This is a genomic window from Enhydrobacter aerosaccus, from assembly GCF_900167455.1.
Lineage (GTDB): Bacteria > Pseudomonadota > Alphaproteobacteria > Reyranellales > Reyranellaceae > Reyranella > Reyranella aerosaccus.
In genome coordinates this window covers 1,731,018-1,749,455 of the sequence record NZ_FUWJ01000001.1, presented here as the reverse complement: position 1 = coordinate 1,749,455, position 18,438 = coordinate 1,731,018, and the positions used below count along the sequence as shown (strand labels likewise).

Sequence of the window (18,438 nt, the reverse complement as noted above, 5' to 3'; positions counted from 1 at the left end):
TCGGAAGGGAAGGCGAATGAAAAGGCGAGTTGTCGTAACCGGCATGGGGATGGTGACGCCGTTGGGAGACGGCGTCGACACCAACTGGCGCCGCCTGCTGGCGGCCGAGTCCGGTATCCGCGCGATCCAGGCCTTCGACACATCCGACCTCGCGACCAAGATCGCGGGCGAGGTGCCTGTCGGCGACAGGGAAGCCGGCCATTTCAATGCCGATCTGTACATGCTGCCCAAGGACCAGCGTAAGGTCGACAAGTTCATCCTGTTTGCCATGGCTGCCGCGAAGCAGGCGGTCGAGGATTCGGGCTGGAAGCCCCAGGATGAGGAGGGGCGCAACCGGACCGGCGTGATGATCGGGGCCGGCATCGGCGGGTTGCAGACGATCTACGAGACTTCGCTTGTACTGAAGGAGCGTGGCCCCCGACGGGTGAGTCCGTTCTTCATTCCGTCGGCGCTGATCAATCTCGCCTCCGGACAGGTCTCGATCGAGTTCGGATTCAAGGGGCCCAACCATTCCGTCGTGACCGCTTGCGCCACCGGTGCGCATGCCATCGGCGATGCGGCTCGGCTCATCGAGTGGGATGATGCCGACGTCATGGTGGCGGGCGGCGCCGAGGCGGCGATCTGCCGGATCGGTATTGCAGGCTTCAACGCCTGCAAGGCTCTCTCAACGGACTTCAACGATACGCCGACCATGGCTTCACGTCCGTGGGACAAGCGCCGCGACGGCTTCGTCATGGGAGAGGGCGCTGGTTGCCTGATCCTGGAAGAATACGAGCACGCCAAGAAGCGCGGCGCGAAGATCTATGCCGAGATCATCGGCTATGGCCTGTCGGGCGACGCCTATCACATCACGGCACCGTCGGAGGACGGCGATGGCGCGCAGCGGGCGATGAAGGCTGCGCTGAAGCGTGCCCATCTCAACACCGATCAGATCGATTACGTGAATGCCCATGGCACGTCGACCATGGCCGACGTCATCGAACTCGGAGCGGTGAAGAGGACGTTCGGTGCCGACGCCTACAAGCTGTCGATGTCGTCGACCAAGTCGGCGACCGGCCATTTGCTGGGCGCGGCCGGTGCGATCGAAGCGATCTATGCGATCAAGTCGGTTATCGATCAGGTCGTGCCACCGACATTGAACCTCGATGAGCCGGACGAAGGTTGCGATATCGATCTGGTGCCGAAACAAGCCAAGCAACGCCAGGTACGCTATGCCCTGAGCAATTCGTTCGGCTTCGGCGGTACCAATGCTTGCTTGATCGTCGCTCCGGTCTAGCCGTAGGGCTGAGTCATGCTCAGCTTTTTTCGTTGGGTGCTGTTCTTCATTGCGCTGCTTCTGACAGTGATCGGGGGCGCGCTGTTCTTTGGCCACACTCTCCTGGTGGCGCAGGGGCCGCTCGACGCGACCAAGCGGATCGTGATCCCGCGTGGCGCGGGCCCCTCCACCATGGCGAAGGTTCTCCATGACGAGGGTGTGATTTCCTATCCGCTGCTCTTCCGAGTGGCGCTGATGGTCGATCCCGATCCGAAGCCGATCAAGGCCGGCGAATACGAGATCCCTGCACATATGTCGATGCAGGGACTGGTTGAACTGCTGCAGTCGGGCAAGCTCGTGCAGCGCCGCCTGACCGTGCCGGAAGGCATGACGACGGCGGAAGTCCTTGACCTCGTTCGCAAAGCAGATGCCTTGAAGGGGGACATCACGATCGACGTCAAGGAAGGCGATCTGTTGCCCGAGACATACTTCTATTCCCGTGACGACACGCGCGACGGTCTGCTGCTGCGCATGAAGGAGGGCATGGAGAAGACGCTCGACGAAGCCTGGCGCAAGCGCATGGCAGGTCTGCCGCTCGCCAACCGGCGCGAGGCTCTGATCCTGGCATCCATGGTGGAGAAGGAGACCTCGATCCCGGCGGAGCGTAATCGCATCGCCGCGGTCTTCCTCAATCGTCTGCGTCTCAAGATGAAGCTCGAGAGCGACCCCACCACCATATACGGTCTCACCAAAGGCACGGGTTCCTTCAATCGTGAGCTCACCCGCGCCGATCTGAATTCGAATTCGCCGTACAACACCTACATGGTCGCCGGTCTTCCGCCGGGGCCGATCTGCAATCCAGGACGGGCATCCATCCTCGCCGTGACCAATCCGGCACATGATCGCTCGCTCTATTTCGTCGCCGACGGCCAAGGCGGGCACGTCTTTTCTCGAACCATGCTCGAGCATAACCGCAACGTCGAACGCTGGAAGGAAATCCAGCGCGAGCGACAAGGGCAGCCTTCGGCCCCAGCGGCCCCGAAACCGTGACGCATGGCTGCCGTCTTTCTCGCGATCGGCGGGCTGGCGGCAATCATTCTCGCCCTCAACTGGTTTCTGGGCGCCAATCCGTCGGCGCTTGGCCGTGGCCTGCGACGTGGTCTTTTTGCGCTTGCGGCGGTCGCCCTGGGCGTCGTGCTGGTCTTCTCGGTCCGTCTCGTTCCCGAGATATTGCCCGAGTTGCTCGGGCTGGCCGTGCTGATCGCGACCACGCTGGTTCCCCGGTGGTTGAGGCGTCGGTCGACGAGCGGCTTCAGTTCACCGGGGGCCGGACAACGAACCGAGGTCCGGACGGCCTTCCTGCGCGCCTGGATCGAGCATGCCACCGGCGATGTTGGCGGCGCCGTCGTCGCTGGCCGCTTCTCGGGGCGCACGCTGGATAGTTTGGCGGAGACCGATCTGCTCGTTTTGCGCCGTGAGATCGCGAGCGATGCGGATTCATTGCGGGTGCTGGAAGCCTACCTCGATCGCCGCCTCGGATCGGCCTGGCGTCATTCGGAGCAATCGTCACCAAATTCTCCCAGGGCCGACATGAGCCGGCGGGAGGCGCTCGACGTCCTTGGCCTGACGGAAGGCGCGACGCCCGAAGAAGTCCGTTCGGCGCACCGGCGGCTGATCCAGCGCGTGCATCCTGATGTTGGCGGCAGCGCCGACCTGGCGGCGAGGATCAACAGGGCGAAGGATGTTCTCCTTGGCTAAGCACCTTGCCGGGTCTTCCTGGCTGTGGCATCAACCGCCGCCGCCCGCTACCGTGGGCGACCCGGTCAAACTATTGATACGGCTTAATAAATATGAACCTGGGCGAGGTTGACGAGTATGGTGCAGCGCGTCCGTAAAGCCGTCCTGCCAGTGGCCGGATTGGGCACCCGCTTTCTGCCCGCAACCAAAGCGATGCCAAAGGAGATGCTGACGGTCGTCGACCGGCCGCTGATCCAGTACGCCATCGAAGAGTGTCTGGATGCCGGGATCGACGAGTTCATCTTCGTGACCGGCCGCAACAAGGGCGCGCTCGAGGATCATTTCGATCACGCGTACGAGCTCGAGATGACTCTCGAGCAGCGGCGAAAGGCTCCGGAGCTGAAGCAGACCCAAGGAGCCACGATCAAACCCGGGAACGCCGTCTTTACGCGCCAGCAGCGCCCCCTCGGTCTCGGCCACGCCGTGTGGTGCGCCAGGCACTGGGTCGGCCGCGAGCCTTTCGCGGTGCTGCTTCCGGACGAGCTGATGATCAGTTCACCGACCTGCACGGCGCAGCTGGTTGCGGCCTATGAAAAGACCGGCGGAAATGTCGTCGCCGTGATGGACGTGCCGCGCGAGCAAACCAAGAGCTACGGCATCGTCGCGGTCAAGGAAGAGAAGGGCGGCTTGGCCGAGATGACGGGTATCGTGGAGAAGCCCAAGCCGGAGGAAGCACCATCGACGCTCGCCTGGATCGGTCGAAGCGTCGTGCTTCCGGAAGTGTTCGATCATCTCGACAAGCACGAAACCGGTGCCGGTGGTGAGATCCAGCTGACGGATGCGATGGCGAAGATGATCGGCAACCAGCCTTTCCACGCCATGCGCTACACCGGCGGCCGGTACGATTGCGGCAATCGCCTGGGCTTCCTGGAAGCGAACGTAGCCGTAGCGCTTCACCGCGCCGACACCTCGACCGAGACGCGCAAGCTTCTCGAAAGGCTTCTGAAGGGCTGAACGATGCGCATTGCGATGATTGGATCGGGCTATGTCGGCCTGGTCTCTGGCGCCTGCTTCGCACAGTTCGGCCACGACGTGTTCTGCGTCGACAAGGATGCGGACAAGATCGCCCGGCTGCGACGCGGCGAGATTCCGATCTATGAACCTGGCCTCGACCGGCTGGTGGCCGACAATGTGCGAGCCGGGCGGCTGGAGTTCGGCACCAGCCTCGCGGACGCCGTGGGCAATGCCGATGCCGTCTTTATCGCGGTCGGAACGCCCACTCGTCGCGGCGACGGCTATGCCGATCTGACCTACGTCTACGCCGCTGCCGCCGAGATCGCGAAGGCGATCACCGGTTATACGGTCGTCGTCACCAAGTCGACAGTGCCGGTTGGAACCGGGCGAGAGGTGGCGCGTATCATTCGGGAGGCTCAACCCTCCGGTCAGTTCGACGTCGCCTCGAACCCCGAGTTCCTGCGCGAGGGCGCGGCGATCGAGGATTTCATGAAGCCGGATCGGGTGGTGATCGGCGTCGAGAGCGAGCGGGCGCGGGACGTCATGGCCGCGATCTACAGGCCGCTGAATCTGATCCAGACGCCGATGGTGTTCACGAATATCGAGACCGCCGAGATCACCAAGTACGCCGGTAACGCCTTTCTGGCGACCAAGATTACCTTCATCAACGAGATTGCCGACCTGTGCGAAAAGGTCGGTGCCGACGTGCACGACGTGGCTCGGGGCATCGGGCTCGACGGACGTATCGGCCGCAAGTTCCTGCACCCAGGCCCCGGTTTCGGCGGCTCCTGTTTTCCAAAGGATACATTGGCCTTTGCCCATACGGGCCGTGAAGTCGGCGCCGCGCAGACGATCGTGGAACAGGTGATCGAGGTGAATAATGCCCGCAAGAAGAAGATGGCGCGCAAGGTCATCGACTTCTGCGGCGGATCGGTCGCCGGGCTCACCGTCGGTGTGCTGGGACTGACCTTCAAGCCGAACACGGACGATATGCGCGACGCGCCATCCCTTGATATTGTACCAGCCCTGCAAGCGGCAGGCGCCAAGATCGTGGCCTTCGATCCGGAAGGCATGACCGAAGCGGCCAAGCTGCTGTCAGGCGTCACCTTCGCGAAGACGGCTTACGAGGCCGCAACGCAGGCCGACGTCCTGGTTGTGATCACGGAGTGGCATGAGTTTCGCGGCCTTGATCCCCGTCGTATTAAGGAGGCGATGCGCCAGCCCCGCATCGTCGACCTTCGCAATATCTTCGATCCGGAAGAAATGCGCGGGCTCGGCTTCAGTTATGAAGGGGTCGGTCGACCCCGCCCGCGCACCTGATCCTCACGCCCTGTTTTGCGGAGCCTTCAATGAGCCCAACGGCCCATAAGTTCGATTCGACCATCCTGCGCGAATACGACATTCGAGGAGTCGTCGGAAAGACGTTGCACCCCGCCGACGCGCGCGCCATCGGCCGCAGCTTCGGCACGATGGTCCGGCGCAAGGGCGGCAAGCGCGTTGCGCTCGGATACGATGGCCGGCTGAGTTCCCCGGAACTTGCCGCCGCGTGCATCGAGGGACTAACGGCGGCGGGCGTCAATGTCGTCAATATCGGCTTGGCGGCAACGCCGATGCTCTATTTCGCGGTCTGGCACCTCGACGCCGATGGCGGCATCCAGATCACGGGCTCGCACAACCCGCCGGACTACAACGGCTTCAAGATGATGATGGGCAAGAAGTCCTTCTTCGGAGCCGACATCCTGAAGCTGGGCGAACTCTCGGCGAAGGGAGACTTCGAGTCCGGGCAGGGCAGCGTGGAGGAGAGGAACATTCTTCCCGACTATGCCGCCCGTCTTCTGAAGGATGTGAAACCCGGTCGAAAGCTCAAGGTGGCTTGGGACACGGGTAACGGCGCGGTCGGCGTATCGATACGCGCTGTCGTGGAGAAATTGCCGGGCGAGCATTTCGTTCTCAACGAACAGGTGGACGGTACCTTTCCTGCGCATCATCCCGATCCGACTGTGCCGAAGAATCTCGAACAGTTGATCGCCGAAGTGCGCCGCCGCGGATGTGATCTCGGTATCGCGTTCGATGGCGATGGCGATCGCATCGGTGCAGTCGACGGCAAGGGCCGCATCCTGTGGGGCGATCAGCTCATGATCCTCTGGGCGCGCGATGTGCTGAAGGAGCGGCCCGGTGCGACCATCATCGCCGACGTCAAGGCAAGCCAGGCCCTGTTCGACGAGATCTTGCGCGCCGGCGGAACGCCCTTGATGTGGAAGACCGGGCACTCGCTGATCAAGACCAAGATGGCAGAGCTCAAGGCGCCGCTGGCCGGCGAGATGAGCGGACATGTCTTCTTCGCCGACACGTTCTTCGGTTTCGATGACGCGCTTTATTGTGCCCTCAGGCTGTTGAACATCGTCGCCAACGGGCGCGAAAGCCTTGCCGAGATGCGGGACAAGCTGCCTCAACTGGTGAATACGCCCGAACTGCGCTTCGATTGCCCTGAGGAGCGCAAGTTCAAGATCGTCGAAGAGGTGAGGGAGCGGCTCAAGCAGGCCGGTGCCAAGCTCAACGACATCGACGGCGTGCGCGTGAGCACGCCGGACGGCTGGTGGCTGCTGCGGGCCTCGAACACCCAGGCTGTTCTCGTGGCCCGGTGCGAAAGCGCGAACGAGGCTGGGCTGGAGCGGCTCAAGAACGACCTCAAGACGGCTCTGGCGCAAAGCGGCGTCAGCCTGCCGGACGAGGCCTCGGCTGGCCACTGATGCGCTTCTTCTTCTACGGGACGCTGCTTGATCCCGACGTGACCGCCCTGGTGCTGGGGCGCCGGATGGCGCCCGGGATGTTCCAGCGGGCGATTTTGCCCGGCCATGCCCGGTGGCGCGTGCAGGGCGGGAGTTACCCGATCGTGGTACCGGATGCGCGGGCCGAGGTTGTCGGGGCCGTGGTCAGCGGTCTAAGCCAGCGCGATATCGAGCGGCTGGCCCGGTACGAGGGGCCCGGCTATCGGATTGCACCCCTTAAGGTGAAACTGGGCGGCGTCACGACCGTGGTTTCCGTATTCGAGCCTGTGAAGTCCCGCTTGCAGCCAAGTCGCGACGTCTGGGATCTGCACCAATGGCAGCTGCAGGCGAAGCGCGCATTCATCAGTCGCGTGCGAGCGGCGCTCAGCGCGCCCCCGGCGTATTCCAGGCCGTGACCTGAAGCGCAGAGCAGTAGATCTTCCGCTGCTCCAAGCGCTTGCAGCCATCAATCGCTTCGCCCTGGGAGAGGTTGGTCAGTCGAGCGCGGTGGAATGTCTTCTGTGCCATTTGCACTTCATCGACGGTTGCAGCGCCATGGGCACGGATGACGTCGGGCAGGATTGCCGTGGCGCGTTCAAGGGCAAGTTGGGCCGATCGAGCATCGGCAAAGGACCCGACCTGGATCACCCAGCTTCCTACCGGGGGCGTAGTGTTCTCGATGGTCGCGGCGGCGCTTGCGACGCGCACCGCGGCAGCGGGTTGCACTGCAGGGGCAACACTCTGTTCGGCTCGCACGGCCTGAACGACGGGAATCGCTGAACCCGGAACGAAATTGGCGGCGGAATAGCGAGCGGACGGAGGCGTGCGCGGGGAGGTCCACGGCGACAGGTTCATCGCCTGGGCGCTGGCAAAGCCCCGATCCATGAGCTCCGCCATCAGCCGATCGCGTTGAACGGGGCTGTCACCTCCCATCACGACGCCGATGAGGCGACGGTTGTCGCGTATCGCCGACATGACCAGGTTGAAGCCGGAAGCGGCCGTGTATCCGGTCTTCAATCCGTCGGCCCCCGGGTAATTGCCGAGCATATGGTTGTGATTGTCGAGAGGCCGGCCGTGATAGACATAACTCTGGACGGAAAAGACCGGGTAATAGTGCGGGAAATCCCGCAAAAGAGCGTTGGCGAGCTTCGCCATGTCACGCGCGGTGGTTACCTGCTCCCGGTTCGGCAACCCGGAGGCGTTGCGGAAAACCGTCGAACTCATGCCGAGCTGACGCGCCTTCTGCGTCATCATCCGGGCAAAACTCTCTTCGTCGCCGCCCAGGGTCTCTCCCAGCAATACGGCAGCGTCGTTGGCCGAGCGGGTGACCAATCCCATGATGGCATCGCGGACCACGACGGTGCCACCAGGCTGCATGCCCATCTTCGTCGGCGGCGCATTGGCGGCGGTGACCGAGACTGGAAGCGCATCCCCCAATGACAGCCGACCCGAGTCGAGGGCGGAGAATGTCAGATACAGCGTCATCAACTTGGTCAGGGACGCCGGATGGCGTGGACTGTCGGGCTGATCCGAGGCGAGCTCTCGTCCACTGCTCGCGTCAACGATCAGGTAGGAGTCCTTTCCGTTGACGTTTGGATTGGCAACCCAGGACGAAGCATGGCGCACCTTGGCGACGCTGCGAACCTTGGGCGGAGGAGCCGCACGCGACTGTGTCGAGGGACCTTGGGCTCCGGCCGTCGCGACAAAAATGAACGAAAGAAAGGAAATGCAGACGGCAACCCAAGTCAGGTTGACCGCACAGCGCCTGAGGGGGAGGGTCATCTCAAAAACGCCATACGTTTACGATTGATTTTGTCGTTCTCTGCCAAGGGGTTGAGGCAGTTTTTTCAAGATTACTAAAGTTCCGTCGCCTGTGCAACTTTTCAACAGCCGCGCTATTGCCGCAGTTGGTTCGGAAACTGCAAGGGCGACGAGTAGCGGAGGGATTGATGAGAGTGAGTTTTGCGTCGGTGATTGGTGTGGCCTTGGCGGCGCTAACCTCCGCGACGGACGCGTTCGCCCAACGCGCAGATCGAAATGTCGATATGCCGGTCGTGCGCAGCCTCAATTGGTTCGGCTATGTCGGCGGCGACGACATCCGCGCCGCATGCACGCCGGGCGGACGCAATCGCATCCGGCTGGTGTACAATGCCCTTTGGGAAGAGCAGGTCCGTACCTACGAGATCTTCCTCCAGCCCGATGGAACCGCGGGGCTCAATATCGGTGTTCTGGCCGATCAGGGAGATTTGACCAACATCCTGGCCTCGTCCGGTACGGATGTGCTCAATCCGTGGCGCATGAAGAAGGGCGAACGCCTGCTGGATGCCGGCGAAACCCGCGACCTCATGGGGCTGTTGCAGGCCAGTGCTGCCTTCGGACCGCCGCGCGACGGGCTGCGTCTGCCGGACAACGACTTCTGGTGGACGGTGGCGTCGTGCCGCAACGGCGTCTGGGGCTTTCAAGCCTATCACTATCCGACCGACGGCTTCGCCAATGTGAAGTTTGCCGAGAAGCTCTTTGCGTTGGACAACGTTAAGATTCCTGTCAACCGCCCCCGCAAGCTGGAACCGGCCGAGTTCCGCCGCGGTTTCGATTCGAAATCGGTGCAGCGCGGCCAGGGAAACCACTGGATGCTGGTCGTGGGAAAGGACGGTTTGCAGCCGAGGTAGCGGAACCGCTTGTCGTGCCTATATAATTCCATGGTGAGTTCGATAGAGGATCAAATTACGGCGATGCACTCTCTTCCTATCGCATATGACTGGCGCCTCGCGAGCCGCCGGCTGGGAGGCCCTGACGAGCCGCCGGCCGGGCCGCCGCAACAGCCGCCGTCGCGCCGGGACGACGGGGAGGGAGAGGGAGAAGGACGTGCGGGCGCTTTGACGCTGACGCGGACGCGCACGAAGAAGCCTTCGATGTACAAGGTGCTGATGCTGAACGACGACTATACGCCGATGGAATTTGTCGTCGATGTCCTGCAGCACATCTTCCAGAAGACTCGCGAAGAGGCTACGCAGATCATGCTGCACGTCCACCAGAAGGGCGTGGGCATATGCGGGGTCTACACTTACGAGGTCGCGGAGACGAAGGTGACACAGACCGTCGACTACGCGCGCAAGAACCAACATCCGCTGCAGTGTACGCTGGAGAAAGAGTAACCGTCCGTTTCCAAGTCGAGGTGTTCGATGTCCATGTTGTCCAAGAACCTCGAGAAGTCCCTTCACCGAGCCTTTGCGCTGGCCGGCGAGCGGCGTCACGAATATGCGACCTTGGAGCATTTGCTCCTGGCAATGACCGAAGATGACGATGCGACGCCTGTCCTGAAGGCATGCGGCGTCGATATCGATCGGCTTCGGCACGATCTTGAGACCTTCATCGACAACAGGCTGAAGGGGATCGTCACCCAGACGCCGAGCGAGCCGCTTCCGACGGCAGGCTTCCAGCGTGTCGTCCAGAGAGCGGCGGTTCACGTTCAGTCGTCAGGCCGGAAAGAAGTGACCGGCGCCAATGTGCTTGTGGCGTTGTTCTCCGAGCGGGACAGCCATGCCGTGTCCTTCCTCGAGAATCAGGGCATGTCTCGCCTCGATGCGGTGGATTACATCAGCCATGGCAAGGCCAAGGTTCCGGGACGAGCGCGCCCGCGGCGTGTCTCCGGCGCCGACGAGGAGAGCGGCGAAGCGGCGGTCAAGCAAGGCAACGAGGCGCTGAGCGCCTACTGCGTCGATCTCAATCAGAAAGCTCGCGAAGGCCGGGTCGATCCCTTGATCGGCCGTGAATATGAAGTCGAGCGTACGATCCAGGTGCTGTGCCGCCGGACCAAGAACAATCCGCTCTACGTTGGCGAGCCTGGCGTCGGCAAGACGGCGATCGCGGAGGGCCTTGCGCGGAAGATCGTCGACGGCGAAGTGCCGGACGTCCTGAAAGAGTCCGTCATCTATTCGCTCGACATGGGCGCCCTGCTGGCGGGAACGCGCTATCGCGGCGACTTCGAGGAACGTCTCAAGGCGGTCTTGGCCGAGCTGAAAAAGAAGCCGAACTCGGTGCTGTTCATCGACGAGATCCATACCATCATCGGTGCCGGCGCCACCTCGGGCGGCTCGATGGACGCCTCCAATCTCCTCAAGCCATCGCTGCAGTCGGGCGAGCTGCGGTGCATCGGCTCGACGACCTACAAGGAATACCGCAACTACTTCGAAAAGGATCGAGCGCTCGTCCGGCGGTTCCAGAAGATCGACGTGCCCGAGCCCTCGGTTCCGGATGCGGTGCAGATCATGCAGGGCCTGAAGCCAGTCTATGAGAAGCATCATCACGTGAACTACACGGATGACGCCATCAAGGCGGCGGTCGAGCTCTCGGCGCGCTACATCCATGATCGAAAGCTACCCGACAAGGCGATCGACGTGATCGACGAGGTCGGTGCGGCGCAGATGCTGCGTCCGCAGGAGGCGCGGAAGTCGACCATCGATGTGCCCGACATCGAGGAGATCGTGGCCAAAATCGCACGCATCCCGCCAAAGAGCGTGTCGAAGGACGACACGGAGATGCTGCGCAACATCGATCGCGACCTGAAGACAGTCGTATTCGGTCAAGACCGCGCGATTGACCAGCTTTCGGCCGCCATCAAGCTTGCCCGTGCCGGGCTGCGTTCACCGGAGAAGCCGATCGGCTCCTATCTGCTGGCCGGACCCACCGGCGTTGGCAAGACCGAGGTGACCCGCCAGCTGGCGCGACTGCTCGGCCTCGAACTGATCCGGTTCGACATGTCGGAGTACATGGAGCGCCACAGTGTTTCGCGGCTGATCGGTGCCCCGCCAGGCTATGTGGGGTTTGACCAGGGCGGTTTGCTCACCGACAAGGTGAACCAGCACCCGCATTGCGTGATCCTGCTCGACGAGATCGAGAAGGCGCATCCGGATGTCTTCAACATCCTCCTGCAGGTCATGGATTACGGCAAGCTGACAGACCATAATGGTCGGACAGTGGATTTCCGCAACGTCATCCTGTGCATGACGACCAACGCGGGGGCCGCCGACATCGCCAAGCCAGCTCTGGGTTTTGGCCGCGAGGCGCGTCACGACGAGGACGACGAGGCGATCAACCGGATGTTCTCTCCGGAGTTCCGCAATCGGCTCGACGCCGTCATCAAGTTCGCCAATCTCGGTCCCGAGAGCATGGGCAAGGTGGTGGACAAGTTCGTCGCTGAACTCGAGGTACAGCTGGCCGACCGCAAGGTGTTCATCGAGCTCTCGGATGGCGCCCGGCGGTGGTTGGCGGAACAGGGCTACGACCGTCTGTTCGGCGCCCGTCCGCTGGCACGTGTCATCCAGGAGCATCTCAAGAAGCCGTTGGCCGAAGAGGTGCTGTTCGGGAAGCTGTCCAGCGGCGGCGGTACGGTTCGTGTCGATGCCGAGGGCGAGGGGGCTGCCGCCAAGCTCGTCTTCACCTTCCTGCCGCCGGAGCGCGGCGCTCTGCCTCCCGCCAATAAAGAACCGGTACTCGCTGAATAATGTTCCGACCGCTATGGTTGGCCTTCCGGGCCGCGGTGCTCGCCACCGCGGTCTTCTGGGTGGCGACCCTGATCATCGACAAGCTGCGCTGGCAGGCGCCGCTTGGTCTCACCGAGCAAGCGATCTTCTTCGTCGTGTTCTTCCTGGGAATATTGATGATCGAGAAGAAGTGACGGGCCGGAGCTCAAGGCTTCGGCATCGACGACGACGCGGTGAGGTGATCGCCGCTATTCGTTCTCCTTCCGGAACGGCGAATACTGCATCAGGCCTTCGATCTCCTGCTGAACGGCGGAGCGTTCACGCTTGAGATAGTCGTCGACTGCGCGACGAAAGCCGGGATCGACGATCCAGTGAGCGGAATAAGTGGGAACCGGAAGGTAGCCGCGCTGGATCTTGTGATCGCCCTGGGCGCCTGCCTCGACGCGCTGCAGGCCACGCTCGATGGCGAAGTCGATGGCTTGATAATAGCAGGCCTCGAAGTGCAGGAAGGCATGGCTTTCCAAACAGCCCCAATAGCGGCCATAGAGCGTGTCTGCGCCAAGGAGGTTCAAAGCGCCACCGACCGGCCGACCATCGGCCTCGGCGATCACGAGAACCACCTTGTCGGACATCGTGGTGCCGAGAATGTCGAAGAAGGACCTGGTCAGATACGGCGAGCCCCACTTGCGACCACCGGTATCCATGTAGAACGCAAAAAAGGCGTCCCAATGATCGGGCTTGATGTCCGCGCCCGTGAGAGGGCGGACAGTCAGGCCTTCGCGTCGGACCGACTCGCGCTCCTTGCGGATGGCCTTGCGCTTGCGTGAGGACAACGCCGCCAGGAAGTCGTCGAAACTGCGATAGCCCTGATTGTGCCAGTGATACTGCTGGCCCATGCGTTGCAGCCAGCCGTGTGCACCGAAAGAATTCCAATCTGCCTCGTTGCAGAAGGTGACATGGACGGAACTGATGCCGTTGTCGCCGGCAATCTTGGCCAGCATGTCGATCATGGCGTCGCGTACGGGGTCGGCCAGGGGGCCGGGGCGGACGAGGAGACGCGGGCCGGGCACGGGGGTGAAGGGGACGGCGACCTGCAGCTTCGGATAATACCGGCCGCCGGCCCGCTCGAACGCCTGCGCCCAGCCGTGATCGAATACGTACTCGCCTTGGCTATGTCCTTTGACATAGAGGGGGGCCGCTCCAAGAAGCGTGCCGTCTGGCGCCTCGGCCAATAGATATTGCGGCTGCCAGCCGGTACGGCGGCCGACCGACTTGGAGTCCTCAAGCGCCTTGAGGAAGCCGTAGGAAAGAAAGGGGTTACCTGCAGCTTCCGGCGTCAGCGCGCAGGCATCCCATTGGGCGGCTCCGACCGCCGCCAGGGATTCGACAACGCGCAGACCGATGGTCGGTGTGTCATCCGGCATGGCCCCAGCATAGCGCGAATCATGCCAGCATTGGGGCCGCTTGTTCGACATGAACAGGGGAATAGGTGCCAACAAAAAAAGTCCGGAGACCAAGGTCGCCGGACACCAATCAGTTTTCGCCTTTCAATCCCGATAAGCGGGACGCATTGGCTTAAATGCTCAAATTTGAAGGTGGCTTCCGGTGGGGCCACGAGGGCACCCACACGGAAGCCGAAAGGCGTCGGTTAGAGGGGCCAAAGTTGAGCTTTGGCCTACGCCCTTTCCTTTTTACTGCTTCTTCTTCTTAGCAGCCTTTTTCTTAGCAGCCTTTTTCTTAGCAGCCATAACTGTCTCCTATGGTTAGCTATGAGGTCCCCAACCGTGAGGCCCCCGGGGTACGCGGGTACGCGACGTCACGCATGCTTAACTACAACCCGTGGTGCCGCCGCAAGTCGTGCACTTGAGGCACGTCCCGTTGCGGACCATGGTGAAGTTGCCGCATTCCGGACAGGCATCTCCTTCAAAGCCCTTGAGCTTCGCCTCGACGGCGAGTCCCAAGGTTGAGGAGGATGCCCCTCCGGTCGCGACGCTGACGACGGCCGCCTGGGCGATGTGCGCCGAAGCGACGGCTGGGCCGTCTGTCAGTTCGTTGGGCGCGGACGCGGCAGCGATCGCCTCTTCAGCGATGGCGGTGCTGCCGGCCGTCCGGCCGTTCAAGACATAGAGGTTGCTGCGGACATAGCCGACGCTCGCGATGCGGCTCACTGCAGCCGCCGCGGCCTGGGCGGCATCTGTACCGCTTGAGGACAATTCGGCCTGCACTTCGCCGCGACCGACGCCGTCGGGGCGGAGATCGGCATGATCGACGTGGGCGAGATCGTTGCGGCCGAGATAGGAAATGGCCAGTTCACGGAAGATGTAATCCAGCACCGACGTCGACATCTTGATGGCGTCGTTGCCCTCGACCATGCCGCTGGGCTCGAAGCGGGTGAAGGTATACGCCTCGACGAACTCCTCGAGGGGCACGCCATACTGAAGCCCGATCGAGATCGCGATAGCAAAATTGTTCATCAGGCTGCGGAAGGCGGCGCCTTCCTTGTGCATGTCGACGAATATCTCGCCGACACGACCGTCTTCGTATTCGCCGGTCCGCAGATAGACCTTGTGGCCGCCGACCACTGCTTTCTGGGTATATCCCTTGCGCCGCTGAGGCAGGCGCTCCCGACCGCGACGAACTTCGCGTTCGACGATCCGCTCGACGATGCGCTCGGCAATCACCGGTACACGTGCGGCTGGAGACTGCTCGAGCAAGTCATCATTTGCCGCGAGGTCGTCTCCCAAGGCCAATGTCGATAGAGGCTGTGAGAGCTTGGAGCCGTCGCGGTACAGAGCGTTGGCCTTGAGACCAAGCTTCCAGGACATCTCGTAGGCCTTGCGGCAGTCCTCGACCGTAGCGGTATTCGGCATGTTGATCGTCTTCGAGATCGCGCCTGAGATGAATGGCTGTGCTGCAGCCATCATGCGTATATGACTCTCGACAGACAAGCAGCGCTTGCCATCTCGTCCACAGGGATTCGCACAATCGAAGACTGCGAGGTGTTCGTTCTTGAGTCCCGGCGCTCTCTCGATCGACATCGTGCCGCAGGCATAGACATTGGCTGCGGCGATGTCGCTGCGCGAGAAGCCGAGACGCGCAAGCAGATCAAGCTGCGGGTCAGCCAGGGCCGCTTCATCCAATCCAAGGACGTTACGGCAAAACTCGTCACCGAGCGTATAGCGCGAGAATGCAAAGCGGATGTCGAAGGCGGTCGGCAGCACCTTTTCGATCCGTTCGAGTGCCGCGTCATCGAAGCCGCGGGCGCTCAGCGTCTCGTGATTGATGGCGGGAGCGGCTTTCAGAGTGCCATGGCCTACCGCATGCGCCACGATGCGCTCGATCGCGGCGTCGTCGTAACCCAGGGTCTTCAGCGCGAGGGGAACGGTGCGGTTGATGATCTTGAAGTAGCCGCCGCCGGCCAGGGTCTTGAATTTCACGAGCGCGAAGTCGGGCTCGATGCCGGTGGTGTCGCAATCCATGACCAGGCCGATCGTCCCCGTAGGGGCGATAACGGATACCTGGGCGTTGCGGAAGCCGTATTGCTCTCCGAGGGTGAGGGCGCGATCCCAGACGCGCCGCGCGGCAGCGACCAGTGAGGCATCCGGGCAACTCGCCCCATCGAGGGGAACTGGCGGGACCGACAACCCTTCGTAGCCCGCTTCCGCTCCATAGGCGGCCCGCAGATGATTGCGGATGACACGCAGCATGGCATTCCGATTGGAGGCAAAGCCCGGGAAAGCCCCCATGAGCTTGGCCATCTCCGCCGAAGTGGCGTAGGCCGCGCCGGTCATGATCGCAGCAATCGCTCCGGCGAGGGCGCGGCCGGCAGCCGAGTCGTATCCGAGGCCAGAGGCCATGAGCAGCGCGCCAAGATTGGCGTAACCCAGCCCCAGGGTACGATAGCGATAGGACAGCTCGGCAATCTTCCGCGACGGGAACTGCGCCATCATCACGGAGATCTCGAGCACGACCGTCCAGATGCGGGTCGCGTGCTCAAGGGCGTCGATATCGATCGAGCCATCGTCGCGGCGGAACCGCATCAGGTTGAGTGATGCGAGGTTACAGGCCGTGTCGTCGAGGAACATGTACTCCGAGCACGGATTAGACGCGTTGATGCGCCCCGACTCGGTGCAGGTGTGCCAATCGTTGATGGTTGTATCGAACTGAACCCCGGGGTCGGCTGAATGCCATGCCGCTTCGGCGATCCGGTCCCATAGGGCGGCCGCTTGCACAGTCCTGACGACCTTGCCGGTCGTCCGCTCGGTCAACGCCCACTCGCGATCCGCCTCGACCGCATGAAGGAAAGCATCCGTTACGCGCACCGTGTTGTTGGCATTCTGCCCGGCAACCGTGGCGTAGGCTTCCGACTCCCAATCGGCGTCGAAGATGGGGAACTCGATATGGCGATAGCCTTGCCGCGCAAACTGGATCACGCGCTGGATGTAGTTTTCGGGAAGCTCAGCAGCTCTGGCGCCAACGATGGCACGGCGAAGTAGCGGGTTGCGCTTGGGGTCGTAGGCGGCATCGCCGTCCGCCTCCGCTTCCAGGCAAGCCTTCATCACTGCGTTGAGATGACGATTGGCAAGCCGTGAACCGGCAACCAGAGCGGCTACCTTCTGCTCCTCGACCATCTTCCAGGAGATGAATTCCTCGATGTCAGGATGGTCGACGTCGACCACGACCATCTTGGCGGCGCGCCGCGTCGTTCCGCCAGACTTGATGGCACCGGCGGCACGATCGCCGATCTTCAGAAACGACATCAATCCGGACGACCGGCCTCCGCCGGAGAGTCGTTCTCCGTCGGCGCGCAGGCGCGAGAAGTTGGAGCCGGTGCCCGAGCCGTATTTGAAAAGCCGCGCTTCACGGATCCACAGGTCCATGATGCCGCCTTCGTTCACCAGTTCGTCCGCAACGCTTTGGATGAAACAGGCGTGCGGTTGTGGCCGCTCGTACGCGGATTGGGCGGGATAGGCGAGGCCGTCTCGATGATCCACATACCAGTGGCCCTGGTCCGGACCATCGATGCCGTAGGCCCAATGCAGCCCGGTGTTGAACCATTGCGGGGAGTTCGGGGCGCAGACCTGCGCGGCCAGCATGAACAGCAGTTCGTCATAGAACGAGCACGCGTCTTGTTCGCTGTCGAAGTAGCCGCCCTTCCATCCCCAGTACGTCCAGGCGCCGGCCATGCGGTGGAAGACCTGCTTCGCGCTGGTCTCTCCGCCGAAGCGTTCGCCAGCCGGCAGCTCTGCGAGCGCCGAATCGTCCGGCACCGACCGCCACAGCCATGTCGGTACATCGGTCTCGGCCACGGGGATGAGGTGTTTGGCAACACCGGCGCGACGGAAGTACTTCTGCGCCAACACGTCCGCGGCGACTTGAGACCAATCAACTGGTACTTCGATGCCGGTCTGGCGAAAGACAACGGTACCGTCGGGATTGCGAATTTCCGAATCGGCAGCGCGAAACGCCATTCCTTCGAATGGTGATTCACCTGCTCGTGTATATCGACGCTCAACGCGCATCGCGATCCCCCGTGCCCCCGGTTCCCGTCTTTGGTCCCTTCGCGGGGTGTGCTCCTCGAAATGAGCACGCAAATGTGGGCACGAGACGATAGTAAATTACAAAATCTTGTGTGCGCAACTATATTTTGTAGACCGGGGTGTTGATGATACTAGATGATGCCAGAACGCAACACTGATGGAGTCGTGACGAATCGCATGCTCGCGTGCGATGCGAATCGAGCTTCACATGCGTCACGTTGCGCCGCTGAAGGCGCACGCGTACAAGCGGCGCGGTAGTTTTGAAGAGAGTGGTTTGATGACGCTCGGCACCTGGCTGTTCACCAAAATGCGCGGCGAACTCGTCGGCACTGATGCCCAAGGCAATCGCTATTATCAGGATCGGCGCCTGATCCCAGGCCGTCGCCGGAAACGTTGGGTCATCTATAACGGCGTTGTGGAAGCGTCGCGTGTGCCTGCCGATTGGCATGGCTGGCTGCACTACACGACGGATTCTCCGCCGCCGGCGGGCGGATTGCCGCGCAAGCCTTGGCAGAAAGAGCACGAATGGAATCTCACCGGGACCGGTCTTGCTTACAGGCCACCGGGATCGTCGCTTTCGACCAGTGGGGAAAAGCCCAAGCCGGCTTATGAGGCGTGGCGGCCCGGCTGAGTAACCGGCG

At 62.3% G+C, this 18,438-nt stretch carries 15 protein-coding genes; 12 read left to right on the top strand and 3 right to left on the bottom strand.

Translation table 11 applies throughout. The features are described from left to right. Positions 1-16 precede the first annotated feature (16 nt). The 7 genes from fabF (at position 17) to B5D62_RS08305 (ending at position 7,190) form a co-directional block, all read left to right on the top strand. A complete protein-coding gene (gene fabF / locus B5D62_RS08335) occupies positions 17-1,276 on the top strand; it encodes a beta-ketoacyl-ACP synthase II (protein WP_085933282.1) in 1,260 nt (419 codons plus the stop codon). A 15-nt stretch (positions 1,277-1,291) separates the two neighbouring features. Continuing rightward, positions 1,292-2,305 carry an endolytic transglycosylase MltG gene (gene mltG, locus B5D62_RS08330; RefSeq protein ID WP_085933281.1) on the top strand — a complete coding sequence of 338 codons (1,014 nt, stop codon included), beginning with the start codon at positions 1,292-1,294 and terminating at the stop codon, positions 2,303-2,305. 3 nt (positions 2,306-2,308) lie between these two features. Then, positions 2,309-3,013, top strand: coding sequence for a J domain-containing protein (locus B5D62_RS08325; protein ID WP_085933280.1), 705 nt, complete (start codon positions 2,309-2,311; stop codon positions 3,011-3,013). 117 nt (positions 3,014-3,130) lie between these two features. Beyond that, on the top strand, positions 3,131-4,006 hold the full coding sequence (gene galU, locus B5D62_RS08320) for a UTP--glucose-1-phosphate uridylyltransferase GalU (RefSeq protein ID WP_085933279.1): 876 nt from the start codon (positions 3,131-3,133) through the stop codon (positions 4,004-4,006). Between the two features lie 3 nt (positions 4,007-4,009). Next, positions 4,010-5,326, top strand: a complete 1,317-nt coding sequence (locus B5D62_RS08315) for a UDP-glucose dehydrogenase family protein (RefSeq protein ID WP_085933278.1) — start codon at positions 4,010-4,012, stop codon at positions 5,324-5,326. 29 nt (positions 5,327-5,355) lie between these two features. Further along, on the top strand, positions 5,356-6,756 hold the full coding sequence (gene pgmG, locus B5D62_RS08310; RefSeq protein WP_085933277.1) for a phosphoglucomutase/phosphomannomutase PgmG: 1,401 nt from the start codon (positions 5,356-5,358) through the stop codon (positions 6,754-6,756). After that, complete coding sequence (locus tag B5D62_RS08305) at positions 6,756-7,190, top strand: gamma-glutamylcyclotransferase family protein (RefSeq protein WP_085933276.1); 435 nt, start codon at positions 6,756-6,758, stop codon at positions 7,188-7,190. Before pgmG ends, B5D62_RS08305 begins: the two co-directional genes overlap by 1 nt. On the opposite strand, the gene B5D62_RS08300 is transcribed toward B5D62_RS08305, so the two are convergent. After that, positions 7,159-8,556: a D-alanyl-D-alanine carboxypeptidase family protein gene (locus B5D62_RS08300; RefSeq protein WP_085933275.1), complete on the bottom strand. Its 1,398-nt coding sequence runs from the start codon at positions 8,554-8,556 to the stop codon at positions 7,159-7,161. The genes B5D62_RS08305 and B5D62_RS08300 overlap by 32 nt on opposite strands. A 197-nt stretch (positions 8,557-8,753) precedes the next feature. Between B5D62_RS08300 and B5D62_RS08295 the strand changes: the two genes are divergently transcribed. The 4 genes from B5D62_RS08295 to B5D62_RS33300 all read left to right on the top strand — a co-directional run bounded on the left by B5D62_RS08295 (position 8,754) and on the right by B5D62_RS33300 (position 12,451). Next, a complete protein-coding gene (locus B5D62_RS08295) occupies positions 8,754-9,443 on the top strand; it encodes a hypothetical protein (RefSeq protein WP_139373765.1) in 690 nt (229 codons plus the stop codon). Between the two features lie 63 nt (positions 9,444-9,506). After that, the gene (gene clpS / locus B5D62_RS08290; protein WP_085933583.1) at positions 9,507-9,929 is read left to right on the top strand and encodes an ATP-dependent Clp protease adapter ClpS; all 423 of its coding nucleotides are present in this window, start codon (positions 9,507-9,509) and stop codon (positions 9,927-9,929) included. Between the two features lie 27 nt (positions 9,930-9,956). Then, positions 9,957-12,278 carry an ATP-dependent Clp protease ATP-binding subunit ClpA gene (gene clpA, locus B5D62_RS08285; protein WP_231714742.1) on the top strand — a complete coding sequence of 774 codons (2,322 nt, stop codon included), beginning with the start codon at positions 9,957-9,959 and terminating at the stop codon, positions 12,276-12,278. Beyond that, complete coding sequence (locus B5D62_RS33300) at positions 12,278-12,451, top strand: hypothetical protein (protein WP_170920831.1); 174 nt, start codon at positions 12,278-12,280, stop codon at positions 12,449-12,451. Before clpA ends, B5D62_RS33300 begins: the two co-directional genes overlap by 1 nt. 54 nt (positions 12,452-12,505) lie before the next feature. Here B5D62_RS33300 and B5D62_RS08280 read toward each other — a convergent pair whose 3' ends face one another. Continuing rightward, on the bottom strand, positions 12,506-13,681 hold the full coding sequence (locus B5D62_RS08280) for a GNAT family N-acetyltransferase (protein ID WP_085933581.1): 1,176 nt from the start codon (positions 13,679-13,681) through the stop codon (positions 12,506-12,508). Between the two features lie 402 nt (positions 13,682-14,083). After that, positions 14,084-17,779: a vitamin B12-dependent ribonucleotide reductase gene (locus B5D62_RS08275; protein WP_085933273.1), complete on the bottom strand. Its 3,696-nt coding sequence runs from the start codon at positions 17,777-17,779 to the stop codon at positions 14,084-14,086. 295 nt (positions 17,780-18,074) lie between these two features. On the opposite strand from B5D62_RS08275, the gene B5D62_RS08270 reads away from it, so the two are divergent. Beyond that, positions 18,075-18,428 (top strand): NADH:ubiquinone oxidoreductase subunit NDUFA12, encoded by a 354-nt coding sequence (locus B5D62_RS08270; protein WP_085933272.1) that lies wholly within the window; start codon positions 18,075-18,077, stop codon positions 18,426-18,428. Positions 18,429-18,438: the final 10 nt, after the last annotated feature.